The sequence below is a fragment of the Paenibacillus sp. FSL K6-1318 genome (assembly GCF_037976905.1).
Taxonomy (GTDB): Bacteria; Bacillota; Bacilli; order Paenibacillales; family Paenibacillaceae; genus Paenibacillus; species Paenibacillus amylolyticus_A.
In genome coordinates this window covers 6723583-6747696 of sequence record NZ_CP150270.1, presented here as the reverse complement: position 1 = coordinate 6747696, position 24114 = coordinate 6723583, and the positions used below count along the sequence as shown (strand labels likewise).

22 protein-coding genes are annotated in these 24114 nt (G+C 47.7%); 21 read left to right on the top strand and 1 reads right to left on the bottom strand.

From position 1 onward, the window contains the following. The first annotated feature begins 91 nt into the window (after positions 1 to 91). From NYE45_RS30135 to NYE45_RS30060, 16 genes are all read left to right on the top strand, one after another. Positions 92 to 1126, top strand: a complete 1035-nt coding sequence (locus NYE45_RS30135; protein WP_076332209.1) for an LCP family protein — start codon at positions 92 to 94, stop codon at positions 1124 to 1126. Positions 1127 to 1310: 184 nt separating this feature from the next. Beyond that, a complete protein-coding gene (locus tag NYE45_RS30130) occupies positions 1311 to 1736 on the top strand; it encodes a CBS domain-containing protein (protein WP_062836539.1) in 426 nt (141 codons plus the stop codon). Between the two features lie 264 nt (positions 1737 to 2000). Continuing rightward, on the top strand, positions 2001 to 2303 hold the full coding sequence (locus NYE45_RS30125) for a MazG-like family protein (RefSeq protein WP_017691445.1): 303 nt from the start codon (positions 2001 to 2003) through the stop codon (positions 2301 to 2303). Between the two features lie 5 nt (positions 2304 to 2308). Continuing rightward, the gene (locus tag NYE45_RS30120) at positions 2309 to 3220 is read left to right on the top strand and encodes a DUF2232 domain-containing protein (protein ID WP_062837070.1); all 912 of its coding nucleotides are present in this window, start codon (positions 2309 to 2311) and stop codon (positions 3218 to 3220) included. Between the two features lie 11 nt (positions 3221 to 3231). Beyond that, positions 3232 to 5223 (top strand): DHH family phosphoesterase, encoded by a 1992-nt coding sequence (locus NYE45_RS30115; RefSeq protein ID WP_074092888.1) that lies wholly within the window; start codon positions 3232 to 3234, stop codon positions 5221 to 5223. Next, positions 5220 to 5663 carry a 50S ribosomal protein L9 gene (rplI, locus tag NYE45_RS30110; RefSeq protein ID WP_062836541.1) on the top strand — a complete coding sequence of 148 codons (444 nt, stop codon included), beginning with the start codon at positions 5220 to 5222 and terminating at the stop codon, positions 5661 to 5663. Before NYE45_RS30115 ends, rplI begins: the two co-directional genes overlap by 4 nt. A 1-nt stretch (position 5664) precedes the next feature. Beyond that, on the top strand, positions 5665 to 7026 hold the full coding sequence (dnaB, locus tag NYE45_RS30105; protein ID WP_036611922.1) for a replicative DNA helicase: 1362 nt from the start codon (positions 5665 to 5667) through the stop codon (positions 7024 to 7026). Positions 7027 to 7470: 444 nt separating this feature from the next. After that, positions 7471 to 8757: an adenylosuccinate synthase gene (locus NYE45_RS30100; RefSeq protein ID WP_036671866.1), complete on the top strand. Its 1287-nt coding sequence runs from the start codon at positions 7471 to 7473 to the stop codon at positions 8755 to 8757. A 221-nt stretch (positions 8758 to 8978) separates the two neighbouring features. After that, positions 8979 to 9740: a hypothetical protein gene (locus tag NYE45_RS30095; RefSeq protein ID WP_340015125.1), complete on the top strand. Its 762-nt coding sequence runs from the start codon at positions 8979 to 8981 to the stop codon at positions 9738 to 9740. 358 nt (positions 9741 to 10098) lie between these two features. Beyond that, positions 10099 to 10908 carry a methyltransferase domain-containing protein gene (locus NYE45_RS30090; protein ID WP_340015124.1) on the top strand — a complete coding sequence of 270 codons (810 nt, stop codon included), beginning with the start codon at positions 10099 to 10101 and terminating at the stop codon, positions 10906 to 10908. Positions 10909 to 11395: 487 nt separating this feature from the next. Further along, positions 11396 to 12928, top strand: a complete 1533-nt coding sequence (locus tag NYE45_RS30085; RefSeq protein WP_340015123.1) for a peptidoglycan DD-metalloendopeptidase family protein — start codon at positions 11396 to 11398, stop codon at positions 12926 to 12928. A 247-nt stretch (positions 12929 to 13175) separates the two neighbouring features. After that, positions 13176 to 13898, top strand: coding sequence for a response regulator YycF (gene yycF, locus NYE45_RS30080; protein ID WP_017691453.1), 723 nt, complete (start codon positions 13176 to 13178; stop codon positions 13896 to 13898). Then, the gene (walK, locus tag NYE45_RS30075) at positions 13898 to 15748 is read left to right on the top strand and encodes a cell wall metabolism sensor histidine kinase WalK (RefSeq protein ID WP_340015122.1); all 1851 of its coding nucleotides are present in this window, start codon (positions 13898 to 13900) and stop codon (positions 15746 to 15748) included. The genes yycF and walK overlap by 1 nt, the downstream gene beginning before the upstream one ends. After that, positions 15732 to 17012: a two-component system activity regulator YycH gene (gene yycH / locus NYE45_RS30070; protein ID WP_340015121.1), complete on the top strand. Its 1281-nt coding sequence runs from the start codon at positions 15732 to 15734 to the stop codon at positions 17010 to 17012. Before walK ends, yycH begins: the two co-directional genes overlap by 17 nt. A gap of 278 nt (positions 17013 to 17290) precedes the next feature. Next, the gene (gene yycI, locus NYE45_RS30065; protein WP_340015120.1) at positions 17291 to 18034 is read left to right on the top strand and encodes a two-component system regulatory protein YycI; all 744 of its coding nucleotides are present in this window, start codon (positions 17291 to 17293) and stop codon (positions 18032 to 18034) included. Positions 18035 to 18040: 6 nt separating this feature from the next. Beyond that, positions 18041 to 18847 carry an MBL fold metallo-hydrolase gene (locus NYE45_RS30060; protein WP_340015119.1) on the top strand — a complete coding sequence of 269 codons (807 nt, stop codon included), beginning with the start codon at positions 18041 to 18043 and terminating at the stop codon, positions 18845 to 18847. Here the strand turns inward: NYE45_RS30060 and NYE45_RS30055 are convergent. Further along, the gene (locus NYE45_RS30055; protein WP_062836546.1) at positions 18816 to 19028 is read right to left on the bottom strand and encodes a hypothetical protein; all 213 of its coding nucleotides are present in this window, start codon (positions 19026 to 19028) and stop codon (positions 18816 to 18818) included. The two genes, NYE45_RS30060 and NYE45_RS30055, sit on opposite strands and share 32 nt — an antisense overlap. A gap of 756 nt (positions 19029 to 19784) precedes the next feature. Here NYE45_RS30055 and NYE45_RS30050 point away from each other — a divergent pair. The 5 genes from NYE45_RS30050 to NYE45_RS30030 all read left to right on the top strand — a co-directional run bounded on the left by NYE45_RS30050 (position 19785) and on the right by NYE45_RS30030 (position 24097). After that, positions 19785 to 21062, top strand: coding sequence for a trypsin-like peptidase domain-containing protein (locus NYE45_RS30050; RefSeq protein ID WP_145150809.1), 1278 nt, complete (start codon positions 19785 to 19787; stop codon positions 21060 to 21062). A gap of 315 nt (positions 21063 to 21377) precedes the next feature. After that, positions 21378 to 21902: a hypothetical protein gene (locus NYE45_RS30045; protein WP_340015118.1), complete on the top strand. Its 525-nt coding sequence runs from the start codon at positions 21378 to 21380 to the stop codon at positions 21900 to 21902. A gap of 215 nt (positions 21903 to 22117) precedes the next feature. Further along, on the top strand, positions 22118 to 22831 hold the full coding sequence (locus tag NYE45_RS30040) for a DsbA family oxidoreductase (protein ID WP_340015117.1): 714 nt from the start codon (positions 22118 to 22120) through the stop codon (positions 22829 to 22831). Positions 22832 to 22905: 74 nt separating this feature from the next. Next, positions 22906 to 23712, top strand: a complete 807-nt coding sequence (locus NYE45_RS30035; protein WP_340015116.1) for an MBL fold metallo-hydrolase — start codon at positions 22906 to 22908, stop codon at positions 23710 to 23712. Further along, positions 23702 to 24097: a nuclear transport factor 2 family protein gene (locus NYE45_RS30030; protein ID WP_339258110.1), complete on the top strand. Its 396-nt coding sequence runs from the start codon at positions 23702 to 23704 to the stop codon at positions 24095 to 24097. Before NYE45_RS30035 ends, NYE45_RS30030 begins: the two co-directional genes overlap by 11 nt. Positions 24098 to 24114 lie beyond the last annotated feature (17 nt).

Below are 24114 nucleotides of genomic sequence, written 5' to 3'. Positions count from 1 at the left end.
AAAACTTCAGAGAACACCGAGTCACAAGGCATCCCAGACGTTTAATTGGTAGTATGGATTCTCATTTTGATAGTGAAGAAGGAATCAATGGATGAAAAGCAGAACTAAAGATAAGAAGAAGAAAAGAAGAAAAGGCCTATATATAACGCTCGTTTCGCTTGTTGTTTTGTTAATCGGGGGCTATTTGTTCCGTCAACAGCTGGCTGTAGCGGCATTTGATCTGTTTCTCGCCGGTTCGGTAGAAGATCAGCTATCCCGCTCTTATGTACCGCAGGAAGGCAACAATACGCCTGATCCAACGGTATATCGCAAGGAACCTTTCTCGGTGTTACTTTTGGGTTCGGACAAACGCGCCTATGAGAAGACGCGTGGACGTTCAGATACAGTGATCTACGCTGTAGTTCGTCCAAAAGAGTCCCGTGTACTATTGGTGTCCATTCCACGTGACACGTATGTGCAGATTGTGGGACGGGATGCGAACAAGGACGGCGAAGATGATTATGATAAGCTGGCGCATGCCTATGCGTTCGGTGGGGAGAATATGTCCATCAATACGGTGGAGAAATTCCTTAATGCCGATGTAGGTTACTATGCCACGATCAACTTCGACGGGATCAAAAAAGTCGTTGATGCGCTTGGCGGTGTAAAACTGCCGATTGATGAGGACATTGTGAACAAGGACCCGAATCATGTGCAATTCACGATTGAAGGCGGCAAGCCGATCTATGACGGGCAGGAAGCACTGTATTATGTAAGATACCGTGAGGATAGCGATTTTAATCGTACCAAGCGGCAGCAGATTTTCCTGAACGCGATGGCGAATGAGATGTTGAATTTGAATCAAATCGCCAAAATTCCGGAATTGATTCAGATCATGGGAGATAGCTTCCAGACGGATATGCGAGCTTCTTTCATTATTGATCTGGCCAAACAGGTACTTACTCAGGAGAAACCACAGATCTCAAGCTTTACGATTCTGGGTGAGGGGATGCGTAAAGACGGTATCTATTATGGGCGTGCTGATGAGAAAGATGTCCAATATGCCAAAGAGCTGATTAACAACTGGATGGATCAATCGACCCCAGCCGGTGAAGTAATGATCCCTGACCGGCAAATGATTGAATAATCAATTCCATACCGATGGTTTGTTGTAGACAACAATCAGCAGTACGTTTATTCGCGGGCTGCTGTTTTTTTTCTTTGTAGTGAGATCCATGATCCTTTTGGAACATCCTGCGTTCTGATCCGTATAATATAAGTTGAGCGAGATAAGTTGAACGAAGAAATTCACAAGGAGGATACGTAAGGGTATGAACATCGCATTTTTTTTGCTGCCCAAACAAGAGGTTACATGTGTGACGTCGGATTCTACGCTGCGGCAAACGTTGGAACGGATGGAGTATCATCGGTTTACGGCGGTGCCCATTTTGAATAAGGAAGGCAAATACATTGGTACGGTTACCGAAGGCGACTTATTGTGGTATATGAAGAATGCCGAGGGAAAGATTTCATTTGAAAACGCTTCAAAGTTCTTGCTCAAAGACGTTCCACTTCGCCTGGATATTAAGCCCGTTTCTATTGATGCCAATATGGAAGACCTGATTAATCTGGCAAAAGTTCAGAACTTTGTTCCTGTGGTGGATGATATGGAGCGGTTCATTGGTATTGTCAGACGGAGTCAGATTATTGAGTACTGCGAAGGCATTGTAGCCAAAGAATCGATTAAGGCCAAGTAAGCCGTAACGAATATAAACATTATTGTGACAGCAGGGATAATCACAGCCGTCCGGTATCATGTTAAACTCAAGAAGTCCTGAACCAAGGGCGCATTCGAAGTTTTTTTACAAGTATATATGTCGATTGGATGTACGGAGGACTCCGCATAAGTACCTGACATCAGTTTCGGAGAACTTCTCCGCTTTTTGGGGTAATTTTGCGGGCCCTCTTTTTATGCTATAATCGAGAATAAAGCTTTTTCGGGGGAGAGTGACTTTCGCCAAATGCCTAAAGAACTGGATGTAGCCAAACGCGCTAAAGTGATTGAATGGCTTAAAACCGAAGTACTTGATCAAGTATCCCGATTATTCAAGGCGTTATGGGAAGGCAGTACAACTCGAATCGGGGACAGTCTTGCCAGTTTAATTATGAGTAGTTACATATTGGGCCGCAGGCTCGGTATTCCTTTCAAGGATTTGGATGCACTGCTTGTTGAGAAGTTGAAAAAGCATAAACAGGAAGGTCACCAGCTTGAAGACTGGTACCAGGATATTTCCGCGCTAGAAGATCATATGCGTAAGAGGTGAATTTGTTGAAATTTAGCTTTAAATCAGCTGTTTGGAGTGCAGTCTATCTGCTCCTGCTACTTTCGCTGTTAACTCCTTTATCGGTACTTGCCATATTTTTTATGATGATTCCGGGAGTTATTTTGTATGCTTCATTATCTTTAAAATCATTTATATGGCATCTCGTGCCAGTGGCCGTTATTTTGGTGATATTCCATCCGATCTATCTGCTGCTATTGCTTATCTTTACCCTGCCTGCGCTCGTTATGGGTCACGCGTATAAAACACGTAAATCGGCCCTGTTCACGCTTATGGCGGGAAGTGGCACGATGCTGGCAGAATACTTATTGTTGCTCTTGGTCGGCAGTGTCATTTTCCAATTCGACCTGTCCAGCTATATTGAAGATGTGGTCAGACTGACCATTGAACCGTTAACGAATACATCCAATCAGATGATTAACGGGTTTGCATGGACGCCTGAGATGACCGAGGATGTTGCCAAACAAACGCAGCTTATGATACCTTTTGCCCTCGTTGTTACATCGATGGTAATGGCCTTCATCACACACGTTATTGCTCGTCCGATCCTGAACGTAATGGGTGTGACGGTATCGAAGCTTCCACCAGCGAGAGAGTGGCGTATGCCGCGTGCGTTGATCTGGTATTATTTCCTCGCCTTGTTGATCGAAGTAATCTCTAGACAAAGTGATGGAACGTACTGGACCATGATTGCCATGAATCTGTCGCCATTAATCAATCTGGGCTTCATGATTCAAGCGATCGGCTTCTTCTTCTTTCTCTCACATACAAAGAAATGGAATCCGGTTATACCGTATTTCCTGGCGGTTGCGGTCTTCTTCATTGGTCCGCTTCGGATTATCGGAATTATCGATCTGGCGTTCCCGCTTCGTGAGGCAATATCGAAATCAAAACGATAGGGTGATGAGTCATGCCTAAATTTCTGAAGAAACGCTGGCACGGCTACTATACCGTATGGGCGTTCATACTGCTGCTGTTGCTTGTGATGTTCGTTACCATCTATAACTGGACGCTTGGTTTGATTAGTCTGATACTGGCTTCGGCGCTGGGAATCGTCATGATTAAGGCGGAGCTCGCGTTCCGCCGTGAGCTTAACGACTACATTAATGGCCTATCTATTCGGATCAAACGGATGGAAGGGGAAGCGGTCAGCATGCTTCCATTCGGAATTGTGCTGTACAGCGAAGATCGTACGGTAGAGTGGCATAACCGCTTTGTCGCGGAGATGTTCCAGGAGAAGACAATGGTGGGTAATCCGCTACTTAATTTGTTTCCCAAACTTCCTCAGCCTAAAGAGAAGAAGGATGGGACCAAGGAACATTCATCCAAGGAGTTTCATGACGAATTCCAGTTGGATGATCGGCATTATGGAGTTATTCATAACCCGCAGGAGCGGTATGTATATGTATACGAGATTACGGAGTTAGCCATTCTTCGTGATAAATATGAAAATGAGCGCCTTGCATTGGGTATTCTCGTTCTGGATAATCTGGACGAAGCTGCCCAGGGCATGGACGACCAGCAGCGTACAGCGCTGATTGCCCGTGTGACCAGTGAGATTACGTCATGGGCCAAGCGGTACGAAGTGTACCTGCGTCGTCTGTCTTCTGATCGGTATCTGTTGATGCTGAACCATAAGTCTTTGCAGGAACTGGAGCAGAGCCGGTTTGTCATTTTAGATGAAGTTCGGGAGATGACTGCTGACCTCAAAGTGCCAATGACACTCAGTGTAGGACTGGCATTTGGATCGGATAGCATCAGTGAGATGGGAGAACTGGCACAGTCCAGTCTGGACATGGCACTTGGACGTGGTGGCGACCAGGCTGCTGTGAAGTCCGGGCAACGCCTGTCTTTCTACGGTGGCAAGTCCAATGCAGTGGAGAAACGGACACGGGTCAGAGCCCGCGTTATTGCTCATGCGCTGCGTGATTTGATGCAGGAGAGCGATCGGGTGCTCATCATGGGCCACAAAATTCCGGATATGGATGCGATCGGCGCATCCATCGGAGTGTGGAAAGCGGCCAGTCTGTACAATGTGGAAGCCCGGATTGTTCTGGATGGAATTAATCCATCGATTGAACGCATGATGGAGCAGGTGAACAAGGACGAGAAGTTGTCCAAAGCATTCGTATCACCAGAACAGGCAACCCAGATGATGACCGAGCACACGCTGTTGGTTGTGGTGGATACACATAAGGCCTCCATGACCATGGAGCCGAAATTGGTACAGTCTGCGACCCGTGTCGTGGTTGTGGACCATCATCGCCGGGGTGAAGAGTTCATCAATGACGCGGTGTTGATCTATCTGGAGCCGTATGCGTCCTCTGCTGCGGAACTGGTAACTGAACTTTTGCAATACATTCATGACAAGGTACAATTCACTCCACTGGAAGCTACGGCTCTACTTGCCGGGATTACGGTGGATACGAAGCATTTTGCACTGCACACCGGGTCCAGAACGTTTGAAGCGGCAGGCTTCCTGCGTCGGAGTGGTGCGGACACCATTATGATCCAACGGTTGATGAAAGAGGATCTGTCAGAATATATTGCTAAGGCAGAAATCATAAAGCATGCTAAAATGGTATACGGGAACATTGCGCTGGCGGTCACGGACCCTGGCAGCAAGATTCCACAGATGATGATCGCCCAAGTGGCGGACACATTGCTGAACATGACTGACGTGGTCGCTTCATTTGTGATTAGTGAGCGTCCGGATGGACTGATTGGCATCAGCGCGAGATCGCTGGGGCGCATGAATGTTCAGGTTGTCATGGAACGACTGGGCGGTGGCGGACATTTAACCAATGCTGCCGTGCAGCTTGAAGGAACGCTTGGAGAGGCAGAAAAACGGCTGACGAACGTACTGGCTGAAATCGAAAAGGAAGAGGGGCTGTTCGAATGAAAGTCATTTTTATAAAAGATATGAAGGGTCAAGGCAAGAAAGGGCAAGTGAAAGAAGTATCTGAGGGATACGCACAGAACTTCCTACTGCCACGGGGAATCGCACGTCCAGCAACAGATGGCAACATGAAGACTTTGGACAACCAGAAGGCTGCTGAAGAAAGAATCAAACAAGAAGAGAAAGCAGAAGCGGAAGCACTCGCGAAGAAGCTGGAAGCAGAAGTGACTGAACTGAAAGCCAAGTCCGGTGAAGGTGGTCGTCTGTTCGGTGCCATTACCAGCAAACAGATTGCAGAAGCTTTGTCTAAAAAAGGTCTGAAAGTAGACAAACGCAAAATTGAGCTGGACGAGCCTATTCGTACACTCGGCGTAACACAAGTAACTGTCAAGGTTCACCCTGAAGTGAAGGCAACCTTGAAGGTACAGGTAACGGAAGAGTAAGATGGGCGGCGAAATGTTATTCGACCGGATTCCCCCGCAGAACCTGGAAGCCGAACAGGCCGTGCTGGGTGCAATCCTGTTGCAGGGCGAAGCCCTGATTACAGCGATGGAACGGGTGCAAACCGAGGATTTCTATGATAAGCCCCATCAATTAATCTTTGAAGCGATGATCCAGCTTGGTGAGGGAAATCAACCGATTGACCTCGTGACACTGACTTCGCTTCTGAAGGATAAAGGTGAGCTGGAGGACATTGGCGGCGTTAGTTATCTGGCGAAGCTGGCTCATGGTGTACCTACAGCGGCGAACGTAGACTATTACGCTCAGATTATCGAAGAGAAATCGATGCTGCGTCGCCTGATTCGTACGGCAACACAGATCGTGAGCGAAGGATATACAGGCGGCGAAGATGTTGCAGCCATGCTCGGAGAAGCGGAGCGTCGCATTCTGGAGATCTCCAACCGTCGCTCCAGTAGTGGTTTTATAGCCATTCAGGACGTACTGATGGAAGTATTCGATCGTGTAGAAACCCTACATCAGAACAAGGGAACAACGACGGGCATTCCGTCCGGATTTATTGATCTGGACAAAATGACAGCCGGATTCCAGCGCAGTGACTTGATCATTGTAGCGGCCCGTCCTTCCGTAGGTAAGACGGCATTCGCTCTGAATATCGCTCAGAACGTTGCCATTCGGGCACAGGAGACGGTAGCCATCTTCAGTCTGGAGATGTCAGCTGCCCAGCTGGTGCAACGTATGATCTGTGCGGAAGCCAACCTGGATGCCAGCGTGATGCGTATGGGTGACTTTAAGGGTGATGAAGACTGGCAGAAGCTAACGATGGGCATTGCAGCTTTGTCGGAAGCCAACATCTTCATAGATGATACGCCAGGGATTACTGTAGCAGATATTCGTGCCAAATGCCGTCGTCTGAAGAAAGAGAAAGGCCTTGGCATGATCCTGATCGACTATCTTCAATTGATTAGTGGACGTGGTAAAGCAGGGGAGAACCGTCAACAAGAGGTATCCGAGATTTCACGTACACTGAAACAGATTGGCCGGGAACTGGAAGTTCCGGTTATTGCCTTGTCCCAGCTGAGCCGGGGTGTAGAGCAACGTCAGGATAAACGTCCGATGATGAGTGACTTGCGGGAATCGGGTTCGATCGAGCAAGATGCTGACATCGTAGCGTTCCTGTACCGGGATGACTACTACAACCAGGAAACCGAGAAGAAAAATATTATCGAGATCATTATCGCTAAACAGCGTAACGGTCCGGTAGGTACGGTAGAACTGGTCTTCCTGAAAAACTTTAATAAATTCGTCAATTACGAGAGGGCGCACAATGACGCCTTCGCGATGTAATGGGCAGGTGCTGACGGCTTCGATCAGGAAGCAAAATGGTCTGTCCCGAAGATCAACCATTAGCGTAACTGGATTTAAACATGTGATATAAATACCAGATATAGATTCGCATGGAAATGGGAATCCTTGAACCGGTGATAGCAGTCAAGCAAGCTTGGACTGTAGTCTCCGGTTTTTTGTGTCGAAATAGTGGGTAAATCCCGAACATTACAGTTGTACTATATCTAATTGTTCGCCATTTGATTTGACTTTGAAAAAGGGTACTGGTACACTAATACTGCTGCGTTAAAGCAGCGCAAACCTTCCCTTGAATGTAACGGAAGGAGATTTTTACTGTCCGTTAGCACGCTTCTCAGTCGGTTTATTGCGTAACATGCCTGCCGGGATAGAGGACGGACAGACCAATACAAAGGTGCGCAAGGCACCCACGGAGGAATGTTAACTATGTCAACGGTAGTTGTAGTGGGAACGCAATGGGGAGACGAAGGAAAAGGTAAAATCACGGATTATTTGGCGGAGAGCGCTGATGTGGTGGCTCGTTATCAAGGTGGTAACAATGCGGGTCATACAATTCTGATTGATAACAAAAAATATAAACTGACGATGATTCCATCAGGGATTTTCTACACGGATAAAGCGTGTGTTATTGGTAACGGAATGGTTATCAACCCGAAGGCACTCATCGAAGAAATTAACTATATTCATGACAATGATTTCACAACGAAGAACCTGTCCATCAGTGAGCGCGCACATATCATCCTGCCATATCACATGGTATTGGATGCACTCGAAGAAGAGAGCAAAGGCCCGAACAAAATTGGTACGACTGGTAAAGGAATTGGCCCATGTTACATGGACAAATCAGCTCGTATTGGTATTCGGATGGTTGACCTGCTGGATGCTGAAGATTTTGAACTGAAACTGCGTCATCTGGTCAAAGAAAAGAACCGCGTCATCGAGCAAGTCTACGGCGGCCAGCCTGTTGATGTGGAAGAGATTCTGCAAGATTACCTCGGATATGCTGAAATTCTGCGTCCTTACGTACGTGATACATCCGTTGTTCTGAACGAATATATTGATGAGGACAAAAAAGTATTGTTTGAAGGCGCACAAGGCGTTATGTTGGACCTTGATCAAGGAACTTATCCATTTGTTACATCATCCAATCCGTCCGCAGGTGGCGTATGTATCGGTTCTGGCGTAGGCCCGGCTCGTATTCAGCAAGTCATTGGGGTAGCGAAAGCTTACACAACCCGTGTAGGAGATGGCCCATTCCCTACGGAATTGCATGATGCAATCGGTGACCAAATCCGTGAGACTGGACATGAGTACGGTACGGTAACTGGACGTCCACGTCGTGTAGGTTGGTTCGATAGTGTTGTTGTTCGCCACGCACGTCGTGTCAGTGGAATCACAGGTCTGTCCCTGAACTCTCTGGACGTAATGACAGGTCTGGAAACGGTGAAAATCTGCACCGGATACAAATTCCGCGGCGAGGTCATCACACACTATCCGGCAAGCCTCAAAATGCTGGCAGAATGTGAAGCAGTATACGAAGAGATGCCAGGCTGGAGCGAAGATATCACTGGAGCGAAGAAACTCGAAGACCTGCCAGTAAACACGCAGAATTATGTAAAACGTGTTTCCGAACTGACAGGCATTCCAATTGCCATCTTCTCCGTTGGTCGTAACCGTGAGCAAACGAATCAAGTTCTTCCAATCTACGAGTAATCGAAGAAATAGAGAGACTGTTTCTTGAATTATAAAATAGGATACTCTGCCGACTCAGGCAGTAAAGCCTCCAGTTGTTGCTTTTATAGCGATGACTGGAGGTTTTTTGTATGTTTTTTGGATATAATCCCGAGATTTCCGTCAATACTGGTTAACAGTAGAGTCACAGACCCCAGCATGCGCATGCTAGACGGGTAGGATAATCGGAGGGAGAGAACGGAATGAAGTTGCTTGTGTGGTTTGTCAAAATCGTGCTAACGGTGTTGCTGGTCAGTTCACTGACACTGCTCACGACCGGATTAATTGTACAGTCCTATGCGAAATCGCTACTCGCGAGTTTCAATATTCAGTGGGAAGGTCAGCCCATGGGGTTAACCGCCATGTTCCAGGGTGCATTGGGTGGTAAAACCAGCGAGGGGAACAAATCGGGAAATGGCACAACAGATCAGCCGACAGGAGCGGACGAAGAGCAGGTTCCGGAAGATGCTGTTTCAGTTATGGGAAACGGGTCGGAAGGCGGTGAATCTGGCGTAGATACAGGCAATGGTGCGTCCCAGGGGACCAGCTCAGGCGAGGGAGCAGGCTCAGGTACAGATTCGACCGCAGGTTCGAACTCAGGCGTGAATGCAGGCAATGGGACGGATAGTGGCACGGGTAATGAATCAGGAACAGCACAGGGGAGTGGCTCAGCTTCGGGGAACGGAACCGGAGCGACCAGCGGTAGTGCTTCTTCAGGCAATGATGCCATTGTCGTATCGCCGGATGATATCACAGGAGCGAAGGATAAGCTGCCGGTGGAGGAGAAGGAACGGATCTTCAGCCTGCTCATGAACAAACTGCCGCAGAAAGAAATGCAGCAGATCTCAGGCGCCATGGAAGGCGGCCTAACAGAACAGGAACTGCGCGAGATTGAACAGGTGATCTCGAAGTACCTGACCAGTGAAGAGTACGACAACCTAATGGAAGTTTTGCAGACAGAATAAGATAGGCAGGAAAAGCAGGCGTGCTCATAGAAGAGTATCGCCTGATTCATATTGTATTGGACTTGTTGATGACGATTGAATATAATTTATTTAAATAAATACTGGAAATTATATAAACAAAGTATTAGACGTTGAAGCTTTGGATTTTTTGGAGCAAGGAATGCTTACTTTTATGTCATTAGCCTATTCAGGAGGGAAAATCGTATGAAGTATAAAGGTAAAGAACACGACATATAAAAACGCTTTTGCAATATTGCAGAAACCTCCAGTCCATCTCGTGGACCTCCGTTCATAGGTGCATTCAAGAGATACGAGATACCTGTGTTTATGAATACACTAATTGGGGGTTTTATGGAACATGAACTTATATCATTCTAATTCAGAACCGTCAGTAAAACAGCTTACTAAGGCGGCTAAAGAGCGATACGAGCAAGGGCTGCAAGAAGCGGATCAGCCGTTTAGTGGCTGGGATTTTAGCCATGTAACAGGGAGTGGCCGACTCCAGAGCGGAATGTTGCCTTGGTCCTATGGAACGATGGCGCGCCGATTGTTGAATCAGACAGATCGAATGCTCGACATGGGAACTGGTGGGGGAGAAATGCTATCCAGACTTCTTCCGCTTCCTCTGTACACATGTGCGACTGAAGGATATCTCCCGAATATACCGATTGCAGAGGAACGTTTACAGCCGCTCGGTGTGAAGGTGTTTCCGGTGACTGATGATTCGCAACTGCCATTCGAGGACGGAGAATTCGATCTGATTCTGAATCGGCATGAGTCTTATGATGAAAAGGAAGTTAGGCGGATTCTATCCGTAGGAGGATTGTTTCTAACTCAACAAGTGGGTTGGTCAGATTGCAGCGAGATCAATGATCGGCTCGGCATTCCTATGCCAGTGGATTACGCTGGATGGGAGATGGATCGTGCTGTTCTTCAGCTGGAACAGTGTGGATTCCGTATTCTGGAGCAACGAGAAGCAACTCCCGCGCAGCGTTTCTATGATATAGGGGCACTGGTCTATTATCTAAAGACCATCCCGTGGCAAATACCTGATTTCAAAGTGGAACAGTTCCGTCAGCCGTTAATGGATATCCATATAGAGATGGAGCACAATGGATTCTGGGAAGTACAGCAGAAGCGCTTTGTCATTCTTGCAGTTAAAGAATAGAAATGTGAAAGTTCATTTCTATTGAGTCATGAGATGAAATCGAGTTTAAGAGAAATCATGAATAGATAGTTTACGTAATCCCTTATCAGAGCTGATCTGATGGGGGATTTTATTTGTATTTTTATGAAAAATAAAGAATATTTCACTGGGTCTTAGAACCTAGTCTTAAATTGCGAGTAAAAGTACATAGTACAGCGGATGTTGAGGCATAATGGGTGATGGACCAGCCGTACTATCTTATGGATAATTCAGGAAAACCAAGCGGGGCGCGGCTTTGCGGTGTGACGTGTAGAGTTGAAATGAGTGTAAAACCTGTGTTAAAGTATACGGGTGTGATAAAAGGTTAAAATTTTGACACTTTTACGAGCGCAGCTAAAGTCCTGATTTTGCGGACACCCAAATATATTATTCAACTAGCATGGGACAGACACGATGGGTGATGTCTTGACAGAAATGCGAACTGAGAAGTGCTGAAAAGGAGAGAATCATGAAAGGTTTCAGAGGCATACGCCAACCGGGCAAAGACCGGGTACACGAACAATCCGGGGAACACCGGACGGCCGAAGACAAAAACAACATGAGCATGTCCACCTTCAGTGTAAATAAGAAGCGCGTTCTGGCCTCGCGCAAATGGATCATTACAGCAGCATGCGGTGTATTCATCGCGGCATCGATCGGATTCGCAGGCAAACAATATGTTACTGCAAATACCGTCCCTTACTATAAAGTCATGGTTAAAGGTAGCGAGATTGGTACCATTGCGGATGAAGCACAACTACAACAACTGTTTACAGACAAAACTGAGGAATATCAAAATAAATATCCGGATGCAGAGATGGTGCTGAACACGGATGGCATCACAACCGAAACGGTAAAAGCGTACAAACCTGAAGTGAACAGTGACGAAACGCTGGATAAACTGGGTGACATGCTGACAGCTTACGCCAAAGGTGTGGAGCTCAAGGTAGACGGTGAAGTCATTGGCATTGTGAAGGATCAGGCGACAGCTGATGCAATCCTGGAACAAGTGCAGAACAAGTACATATCGGCATCGGCAGTGCGCAGTTCGCTGAAGACGAAGTCGGTATCGGCTAACTCCTCGAAGAAAGAAGAGGGACCGAGTACAACCCTGAAGTCGGTAGGTATTAAGGAAGAAGTAGCGACGGATGTGGTGAAGGCTGATCCAAACAAAATATGGGATGTGTCCGAGGCGGTTAAAGCATTAACCGTTGGTAAAGACGCGCCTGTAACTTATGTGGTTCGTGAAGGAGATACGATCTCTTCGATCGCCTCCAAGTATGAAATTACACAAAGTGAGATTCGCCAACATAATCCGGGCATCAAGGAAACATCGCTTCAAATTGGAGACGAACTGACCTTGACCGTGCCTAAACCAGCAGTAACCGTTAAATCGGTGGAGCAGGTGGTTGAGCAGATTGAGATTAAACCGCAAGTGGAAGTACGCAAAAGTGCTGAGCTGAAAGCAGGCACAACCAAAGTCGTACGTCCAGGTCAAAGCGGTCTGAAAAATATGCAGTATCGTATAACGAAAGAAAATGGCGAAGTGGTTCAGGAAGAGTGGCTTGGCCAGGAAGTGATCAAAGTTGCCGTAACCGAAGTGGTTCTTAGTGGAACAAAAGTCGTTGGTGAAGGATCAGGTGAATTTGCTTGGCCGGTATCAAATGCAACGATGAGCAGCAGCTTTGGACAGCGTTGGGGTCGTCAACATAAAGGGGTCGATCTGGTAGGTAACCGGGATGTGAAATCATCCGACGAAGGCGTGGTTACTTTTGCAGGACAGAAGAGTGGCTATGGTAATGTCATCATTATTAACCATCGTAATGGATATGAAACATTGTATGGTCATCTGAACAGCATCGGTGTGAAGGTTGGACAAGTGGTTGAAAAAGGGGAGAGCATTGGCGTTATGGGTAACACCGGACGCTCGACTGGAACCCATCTGCACTTCGAGATCCTGAAGAACGGCACAGCGGAGAATCCGATGACGTATTTGAACTAATATAAGCTAAAGTGAGAGCAAGGTTGGCTATAATGCTGGCCTTGTTTTTTGCTGCTGTAAAATATTTTCAGATGAAAGACCTTCCAACCCTCGGATCGGGATGTGACGGTGCTTCAGGTATGTTAAACTAGAGAGTATAAACAACAAACTAGAGAAACAACTCAAGCAGGCTTGGTACAAGCTAAACATAGAAGAGAGATATAGACGCTAACGCGGATTAAGCAGGATATAGGGGTGAACTTAGCCGATGCAGGGGAAGATTTTGGTGGTGGACGATGAACAGCCCATCGCGGACATTCTGAAGTTTAATTTGGAAAAAGAGGGGTACGAGGTCATCTGTGCATTCGATGGCATTCGTGCGGTTGAACTGGCACTATCCGAGAAACCGGATCTGATGCTGCTGGATCTGATGCTCCCGGGCAAGGACGGTATGGATGTCTGTCGTGAGGTGCGCGCTCATCTGGAGATGCCGATCATTATGCTTACCGCCAAGGATGGCGAGATCGACAAGGTGCTCGGGCTCGAATTGGGTGCGGATGATTACGTGACGAAGCCATTTAGTACGCGTGAGCTGCTTGCACGGGTGAAGGCACAGATGCGCAGACGGCAAAAGCTTGCGATTACGGCAGAAGCGCACGAAGACGAAGAGAAGCAGGTCATGCGGCTGTTTGATCTGGCTTTTGATATGGATATGTATACGGCTTACAAAGGCGGAGAACCACTCGATCTGACCCACCGTGAATATGAACTTCTCTATTATATGGCGAAGCATTCGGGCAAGGTTATGACACGGGAACATCTGCTGCAAGCGGTATGGGGATATGAATATTTCGGCGATGTACGTACCGTGGATGTCACGATCCGTCGTCTGCGTGAGAAGATTGAGGAGAATCCGAGCAAACCGGAAACGATTCTGACTCGCCGCGGGCTCGGTTATCTCGTGCGCAGTGCCAAAAGCGTGGGGATATAATGGGCCGATTCGCGCGATTCGCGTTCTTCCGAACGATTCAGGCGAAATTGATTATTATCTATGTACTGCTGATTTTGATTGCGATGCAATTGATCGGCGTTTATTTTGTGAGCGCGATGAAGAACTCGCTGACGAGCAACTTTACGGAAGACCTGCAAGCTCGTGCGGAGATGCTGTCGGTTCTCGTGGGGGAGACGATGGCAGGTGGCGAAGCAGAGGCTGGCGAGGACAAAACGGAAAATCTGCGTGTGCTGGTGAACAACCTGTTCAACATTAATGGTGCCGAGATTCAGGTGTTGGATGCCAGCGGCAAGGTACTCACAACCTCGCTAAGTTCACATTCGGATTATGTCGGGCGCAAAAACACCCAGACCGTCGTCAGCCGTGCGCTGCAAGGCATTCGGGACAATGAGGAATATATCGTGGACGAGGATAATGTTCGCAAAAAGGTCGTCGCCAAGCCGGTGCTGTCCGGCGGTAAGATCATTGGCGCGGTCTACATCGCAGCATCCATGAACGAGTTGTATTCCACGATGGAGGGAATCAACAAAATCTTTATCTCCGGCATTCTGATTGCCTTGGTGTTAACGGCAGTACTTGGCGTGATTCTGTCCCATACGATCACGCAGCCGATTAAGGAAGTGACGCGGAGAGCGACAGCGGTCGCCGAAGGTAACTTTGATCAGCAGACACCTGTATTTGGCACGGATGAGATTGGTCAGCTCAGTCGGGCTTTTAACTATATGACCAGCAGGCTTCGGGATGCACTCTCGCAGAATGAAGAGGAGAAAGAGAAGCTGACCTCCATTCTGACCAATATGAGTGATGGTGTGGTAGCCACGGATGAGTACGGTAAAGTCATTCTGGTGAACCGCCGTGCCAGCAGCATTCTCGGTATGCGTCCTGCGGATATTGAAGGAAGACATTTTGCCATTTTGCTCGGCATTGATCCGGAGGATGCAGAAGCTCTCGCCAGTGGTTTTACTGGTTCAACGCTGTTGCAGATTGCACCTGCGGGACAAGAAGAGCCTGTGGTCATTCGCATGACGTTCACACCGGTTCATCGACGTGAGCTGGGGATCACGGGAACCATTGCCGTACTTCAGGATGTTACCGAGCAAGAAGAGCTTGAGGCATCCCGGCGTGAATTCGTGGCCAATGTATCCCATGAGCTGCGGACACCTTTGACGACGATCAAAAGTTACGCGGAAGCGCTGGATGACGGTGCATTGGAAGATCCACAGCTTGCTGGTCGTTTCGTTGGTGTTATTCAGAACGAGACGGAGCGAATGATCAGGCTGGTTACGGATCTGCTGCATCTATCTCGGCTGGATTCCAAGGAAGCTTTACTGCGCAAGCAGCCGACCGACATTCTGGAAATGCTGGAGGAAGTGACGGATCGATTCTCGTTCCAGATGCATCAGAAAGATATTCAACCTGTGCTGTCTGTGGAAAATGATATTCCGGCTGTTCCACTGGATCGTGACCAGATTGATCAGGTGCTGGATAATGTCGTGTCCAATGCGCTGAAATATACATTGGAAGGCGGCACGATTACAATTGCCGCTAGACGCAGTGATGAGCATGCACTTGCCATCTCGGTATCGGATACCGGAATGGGTATTCCACAGCGCGATCTGGATCGTATTTTTGAGCGGTTTTATCGGGTGGACAAGGCTCGTTCCCGCAGTATGGGAGGCACAGGGCTGGGACTGTCCATTGCCCGGGAAATTGTGAAGGCGCATGATGGCAGCATCTCGCTGGAGTCTGAGGTGGACGTGGGCACGACAGTAACATTCACACTGCCGATGCGCGAGGAAGGGGGTGAGCACCGTGAAGGAACGGATTAAATCCCTGGTGCTCGCTACCCTTGTCGTAGCTAGTCTAGTGCAGAGTTATTTCCTGATCTACCGTTTGCCCGGAGGCGGGGATTCTATTGTGACGTCAGAGACGAACTATGTGAAGACGGAAAATATGGGTCAGGAACGTAATATTGAAGAATTAATCTTCCCCGATCAGATGATTATTCATTTGGGCGAGGATAAACATACGGTGTTTTACCCTGGCAATACGTTCTATCAGTTGATCTATTCACGGTTACAGGGGCGAGCGTTCGATGATTTTCAGCGCCGCAGTGTGCAATCGGTGAACTGGGATCAGATTCGCAAGGAAAACCCTGGGTTTGAGTTATCGTTCAAGGAAGGTATTCCCGTAGCATTATTACAGCGGGTGATGAGGCTCGGGACGGATTCCTTATTCCAAGGGGAGACGATTAACCGAATCTCGATCTATACAGCCAAAAATGAAACGAAGGCCCATGCGCTGTTCTTCAGCGCCAAGGGAGACGTGGTATACGAAGCAACCCAGGCGGACTTAACGGTACAGGACGTGCAACAGCATGTCGACTTCGGTACAAACTGGACGCCATATACGTTGATGGAAGGCGGGTATTATATCCCGGCGGAAGCTTTGGAGACGATTGAAGCCGATGTGCCGACAGGGCAGTTCACTGTTGAGCAGATGCAACGCAGCCTGTTCTTCGATCCAAGCATGACCCGGAATATTCGGGAAAAAGACGGATCGGAGATCTACACGGACAGTAAACGTAGCTTACAGGTAAAACAGGAACAACGCTGGATTAGCTACACCGATCCGGCGGCACCGCCTGCGGGGCAGATTGACCCCGCGAAGGATGCGCTGTCTGCGGTTGATTTTGTGAATCAGCATGGCGGCTGGAAAGGCCGTTCGCGCATGATGCTGGGGACCACGGACAACAAGACACAGCTTGAATTCCAGCAGTATTACGGCAGCTATCCGATTATGGATTCCATGCAGTTCCGCTTCGGCACGATCAGCATGGAGATGCAACAGGAGACGGTGTCCAGTTATGAACGATCGCTGGAATACCTGAACGAAGGCGCAGAGACGAAGAAATCGGTCAAACTACCTGGCGGGGAGAAGCTCAAGGCTCTGATTAAAAAGGTAGCCGGTGAGAATCGCCAGGTCGTGGACGTGTACCCGGCGTATCGTCCTTCTACGATTGAGGACGGACTAAAGCTGATTCCGGTATGGGTGATCCGCTTTGGAAATGGTGAGGAAACTACCGTATCTTGATGGGTTGTGGGGTAACGGAGTCATTCGATATCCGAGCGAGGTGTAAGGTCACACGATAACGGAGAGGGCAGAAAAAAGCTGGAGAAGCGAAGCCAAAAGCTTTCTGAAAGAAAGCTGCATCGAAAGCATACGCTTCGCCTTTATCGCCGGATTTCTCCCTTAGGAAAAGGGAATCAAGAAATCTGGGGATAACAGCGATCGTAAGGTTGTTCTGACCGCGGAGTGGGCCAGTGTGATATTAGTTGCTTTTATCAAATGGACGGACGGAGGTGAATGTTTTGGATTGGGGACGGGCGAAAAATGTGTTGATCTATGCCTTTCTGCTGCTCAATCTGGTGCTGGGATACCAGATCTGGATAGATGCGCGGGAGACGGCCGGAGCCAATCTGGACTTCACCTCACTGGCAGATAATACACAGCAGGCGATGGAAGAGAAGGGCATTCAGGTGTTAGCTCCGATTCCGAACGAAACGCCGAAATTGCCGAAGTTGTCCTATGAGTTCATTGAAGAGGACAAGGCTGGCGTGGATATGGAACTGGAACAGCCTGTAGATAGCAAGTTAATCTTCTCGCAGAGCGAGCTGGAAGATGCATTAGAGCGTGAGATTCCACAGATCGGGACGTATCGGCTGGATCAGCTGATGGCCGAGGATGGGGCTTTTGTGCTTCACCCACTGGTGGATGGCAAATGGCCGCTCTTCAATGTGAGTCTGGAGCTATTCTACAGCGACCAGAAAATAACGGGTTACCGTCAGACTCCAGTGCGGATTACAACCGCAGAGGAGAGCGATCAGCAGGTGCTTCCGGCGTCGAAGGCGCTGGGAACGCTGATCGAGAACTTTTTGCCAAATGATGCAATTGTCAAAGATATTCAGCTGGGCTATTACGGCCAGTTGTTCAATTCAGATATACAGGTAGCGATGCCGGCATGGCGATTCGTGCTGGAAAGTGGCGAAGTGTTGTACGTGCAGGGCATCAGTGGGGATGTATTCAGTCCCAAGACAGACAAACCAGGGGAGTAATGCGTTATGGGGATATATTTTACCGTGTTATCCAGCGGTTCGACAGGGAATGCCACAGTCATACAGCATGGGGGCACCTCTCTCATGATTGATGCGGGTCTGAGTGCGAAGCGATTGGATGCACTGTTTCAGGAAAGGGAGATTTCTGGGGCAGAATTGGACGGGATTCTGGTTACACATGAACATTCCGATCACATTAAAGGACTAGGCGCGATGTCTCGGAAATATAATTTACCAATCTACGCGAATCTGAATACGTGGGCGGCACTGGAGAAGTCGGTTGGGGCGATTCCAGAGGAAAACCGGAGGGTATTTGAGACAGGTGAAAAGCATGATTTTGGGTCACTGCGCGTGGAATCCTTCGGGATCTCGCATGATGCAGCTGAGCCGGTAGGGTACACATTCGATGATGGTACGGAGAAGCTGTCTGTTGCAACGGATCTGGGATACATGAGCGACAAGGTTCGCGATGCGATCTCTGATTCTGACGTGCTGGTGCTGGAGGCGAATCATGATGTCGAATTGCTGCGTATGGGACGTTATCCGTGGAACACCAAGCGCCGGATTTTGAGCGACATTGGGCATTTGTCGAACGAAGCGGCAGGGGCAGCGCTCAGTGAACTGATGAACGGACGCATCAAGCGCACGTATCTGGCACATCTTAGCCGGGATCATAATATGATGGACTTGGCGAAAATGACCGTGCGCGACGCGATGGAGAGCCGTGGATGTTTTTATCGGGATCATGAGTTCAAGCTCTGTGATACGTATTACGACCGTCCTACACCATGGGATAGGGTGGGTGAGCCATAAAGCTGTCCAGTTCGGCGGCTTTGCGCTCCACTTCCTCGCGGGTCAGGATGCCCTTATCGATAAGTAGTTCAATGATGGTACTAAGTGCAAGGGTATTGCGATAGTGTTCATCCTTGAGATCGGCCAGCTTGGCCGCCATATGAACTTCATCCATGGCTGTGAGTGTACGCGTGCGATCCATGTATATATCCTCCTCTATGAAGCTTCGAATTGTCTTTTACTATTATTGTAGTCAGGCTGGGTGGAAAACATTCCTCTTTTTGCCGCTAACATTTGTATGATAAGGCGTGTATGCTGAACCTGTGACCATGTAAGGGTGAAAAAGTTTCTTCAAAATGGCCAAAACGGCGCTTAGCAAACCGGATTTTGTGGTGATAGATAGTATGGACCTTTATTGTTAAACGCGTTATAGCGGAAATTTGCGTTAATTTTCGTAATTATGCAACTTTTTGTGATTTGGCGTGTTTAGTATATGAGGAGCATTGTGATTTTGGCTGTTTTGCGTGTGAAATGGCATGTCATAGAATGCGAGAGCATGATTGATAGAGTCACTGACAGAATGGCGTGTCCGTTCTGTTGTACATAGACGCTGTATCTTGATTTGATGCCGGGATACGGCGATATGCAAGACCATTTTATAAAAATGCAAAAAAGCATGGGAAACCGTTGGAGTCTTCACGTAACGAAGACGACAGAAGAAACCTGAAGAAACAGAGTGATCGCCTAAATGCTTTCTGAAAGAAAGCTGGTTCGGAAGCATACGCTAGGAACAAATTTTCACCTTGGAAGAGGGGATCAAAAAATTTGTGAGTAACAGCGATCGGAAGGTTCGTCTGTTGGCGGAGTGGTGTAAGTGAGAACTCCATCGTTGAACCATGCGACAACTTAGGCGGCAGTCAGGGTCTTGATGCGTGACAACGAAGGGGAGAGGATCACGATGGGATTGTTTGGAGACGATTTTTATTCAACCAAAGTATCAAGACGCGCCGAACCTGAACAGAAAGGCAAACTTCAGATCATCCGCCCTGGAGGCAGGGCACGTGGACGTGACCGCTGGAGCAATCCGCGCAGATCGCGTACGGGAATCAGTTCCACAGTGAAAGTAGCTGTGATCAGCTCGGTGATCAGTTCCATCGTGACCGTCACGCTGTTTAGTTTCATTACGCAGCCTGCATCGTTACCGTTGGCTAATGCTACAGGTAACGGTGGTGGAGGCGGTGCACCGACAGCACAGGCAGCTGATCCATACGATCGGATTATCCAGGCAGCAGCCCATGTTCGTCCTTCCGTGGTGAGCATTGTGAACCATAAAACGGGTAGCAGTCTGTCGATGGAAGATTCCGCGCTGGGCTCAGGGGTTATTTTCAAGAAGGAAGATGGCAAGGCCTACATTATGACCAACCACCACGTCGTGGAGGGTGCGAGTGATCTGGAGATTGTGACAGTAGACGGGGAGACACATAAAGCGAAGCTGGTCGGCAAGGACCGTGTGAGTGACATTGCTGTATTGTCGGCAGAAGACAAAGGGCTGGGTGCAGTGGCGGAGATCGGCGATTCCAGTAAACTTCAGCGTGGTCAAACGGTGCTGGCAATTGGAAACCCGCTCGGTTTGGGCGGTACGCTGACATCCGGTATTGTCAGTTACACGGATCGTATTCTGCCTGTATCGATTAATCAGGACGGGGTGTACGACTGGGAGCAAAACGTGATCCAGACGGATGCGGCGATTAACGAAGGCAATAGCGGCGGTGCATTGGTCGATCTAAATGGTAAAGTGGTCGGCATCAACACGATGAAGATCTCGGATACGGGCGTGGAAGGTCTCGGCTTCGCGATTCCGATGAATGAAGTGATGAGAACGGTCGATTCTCTGCTATTAAACGGCAAAGTATCTCGTCCATATCTGGGCGTGTACACGGTAGATCTGAGCAACCCTTATGCACCACTGGATGATGAGCAGCGCAAGGATCTGAAGCTGCCATCTCACGTGGATAGTGGCGTGGTTGTGCTGGAAGCATCGGGGCCGGCATCCGAAGCAGGAATGAAGCTGAATGATGTTATTACGGAGTTTGACGGGCAAAAAATTACCTCCACCCTGGATCTGCGGAAGTATCTGTACGATCAGAAGAAGATTGGGGATACGATTGAAGTGACCTTCTACAGGGATGGCAAAGCTGAGAAGGTATCGGTGAAGTTGACGGATAAACCGGAGTGAGGGAATTTCAACGTAACTTATACTGTTGCGTTGATTGAAATAGGGAAAGCTAGAAGAGTGATCAGATCAACTGACCACTCTTTTTTAGTTGTTGGTTCAGTATTATGCTATGGGCGGACGTGCTCGTTCGACAGCAAATGAGAAGATTAACCATTTTTATATTTTCATGATCAGTTAGACCCGGAGCCAAAGTAGCAGATACATCAGACTTGGGCTGTGGTAAACTGTTGTCAATATGTTCGGACGGTCGCTGATGCAAATAACATCTGTTTGTCGATCACATTTTTTTATTTCAGAATGGAAGGGGTATTTATAATGAAACGATTGAGGAAAAAGATGCTTGGGGGAACGAGTTTGGCTCTGTCCCTGTTTATGTTGTCCGCCTGTGGATCTGAGGTTGCTACGACAGGAGCATCGGTGGATACAAGTGCTCTGCAAGAGAAAATTGCTGGGCTTGAGAAGAAATTGGTGGAACAGGGAGCCAAGAGCGTTGAGCAGGAGCAAAAGATCGCAGCACTTGAGACCAAGTTGAATGAGCTGAGTACAAATGTGATTGCGGTAGGTGGGGCTGGTGGTCAAACACCTGTAGCATCGGGAAACAATGGATCGGCCGGGAAAGGCGATGGGGTGCTGATTACGTTTGCCCAGTATGAGAAGCTTGAGGTTGGCATGTCTGTAGAAGATGTCATCGAGATCCTTGGTGGCGAAGGTGAAGCGCTGAGTGAGGCGGAAAATATGGTGGTGTACAACTATAAAGGTACAGCTGGCAATGGTGCTAATGCGGTTATTGCTTTCCAAGGTGGCAAGCTGTTGACGAAGGCGCAGTCGGGATTGAAGTAACCATCAGAGCTGACGAGCAGATTATAGTACAAAACAAAATGATAAGGGACATAAAGTTACCTAAATACATCAAGCGAGCCTTAGCGGGCTCGTTTTTTTTGTATTCATTTTAAACGTGATGCTTGACAAAGGAAATTAGTTGTAACTATAATAGTTACATAAACGAGTTGTAATCATTATAGTTACAACATAGAATTCAAAAAGGAGTTTTTTATATGAAAGTAGAGGTTTGGTCAGACTTTGCATGTCCTTTTTGTTTTATTGGAAAACAAAGATTCGAAACGGCCTTAGAGCAATTTTCCAATAAAGACGAAGTAGAGCTTGTTTTTAAAAGTTTTGAACTTGATCCTCATGCTCCGCAAAGTGCAGATCATGATGTGCATGACATGTTGGTTGGCAAGTATGGAATGAGCCGCGAACAGGCGATTGCCATGAACGATAATATTGGATCAGAAGGAAGAGCGGCTGGAATTGATTTTCAGTTTGACTCCATTCAGCTGACGAATACGTTCGATGCCCATCGCTTAGCAAAATATGCTTCAGAGCAAGGAAAAGAAAAAATATCACAAGATTTATTCAAGGGTTATTTTACAGAAGGTCGGCGCTTGGGTGATCATCAAACACTGATTGAGATGGCGGTAGATGCTGGCTTGGAAGAAGCTGAGGTCCGCCGAATCCTTAAGGGGGATGACTATGCCAGCGAAGTTCGTGCTGATGAAGCGGAAGCACAACGAGTGGGCGCAACAGGTGTTCCTTTCTTCGTCATTGACCGTAAATATGCTCTGTCGGGAGCACAGTCCAGCAAGAAATTTCTCGAAGTACTGGATGCAACATGGAAGGAATCTCGTCCATTGACTATTTTGAATGACAACCAGACGGGTTCTGGATCAGCTGATCAATGCGTGGATGGTACATGCAGCGTGATGTAAATATAATTTGTATTTTGCGAGAGACAAATACTTTAGCTGGATCATAAATTCATTATTAAAAGGGGACGATACACATGTCTAAATTATCGATTGAAGCTTTCACAGGTTCTGTTCAAGCCTTTAACGTTAACTCAGCAATCATCTACGGAGAGAATGATGCGGTTCTGGTCGATGCTCAATTCCTGCTTAGTGATGCCCATCGCCTGACTGCAAGACTGCTGGAGCTGGGTAAAAATCTGACTCACATCTATATCACGCATTTCCACCCAGATCATTATTTCGGTCTTGAAGTCATTAAATCGACTTATCCGCAAGCCAAAGTAGTTGCCCTTCCAGAGACGGTTGAGGATATCAAAAATACGTTTGCCAAAAAAATCGATCAATGGAAACCAACGGTTGGCAATAACGTCCCAGACGAACCGGTAATTCCAGAAGCATTGAATCAGGATGTCATTGAACTGGAAGGTCATGAACTGAGAATCAAAGGTCGTCTGCAGGGAGACACACCCAATAACAGTTATGTATGGGTTCCATCCATTAAGGCACTCATTACTGGCGACATTGTATATAACGAAACGTTTGTGTGGACGTTGGAAACGAATGCTGAATCCCGTCAGGCATGGCATCGTACACTGGATGAGTTGGAAGCATTGCAGCCTGAGATCGTTATTGCAGGGCATCAGGCTTATCATACAGAGAATACACCGGGGGCGATCGCCAATACACGTCGTTACCTGATTGCTTATGATGAAGTATTGAGTGTATCACCAACAACAGATCAAATTATAGCAAATATGAAATCACGGTTCCCCGGACTGGATACGCTTGAGATTGGATTAATTCTTGCCGCTAAGGCTGTCGGGGTGAACCATGCCGAGTAATCTGGAGATCATTCAAAGCACATACCAAGGTGATTCGAAGGAAAACGGTGTGAAGTATCAGACCTATTTGGCGGAACAAGCGGAGTGGACAGAAGCAGCAGGTTTTCCTTACGCGGGAACATACATCGGATATGATGATATTTCTCAGAATGTGTTCTATCGTTTAGGCACGGAATGGGATGGCTATAAGGCGGAAGTCAGCGAGTTCTATGAAGATGGCGATACGATTATCGCAGTGGGCGTGTATTCTGGAACGTATCGAAAAACCGGAAAATATTTTGAAGCAGACTTCGTGCATATCTGGAAGCTTCAAGATCAAAAAATTATCAAGTTCAAACAGTATGTAGATAGTTACCTGGTGCAAAGCGCAATTGAATCCAAATAACAACCCTAATAAAATTC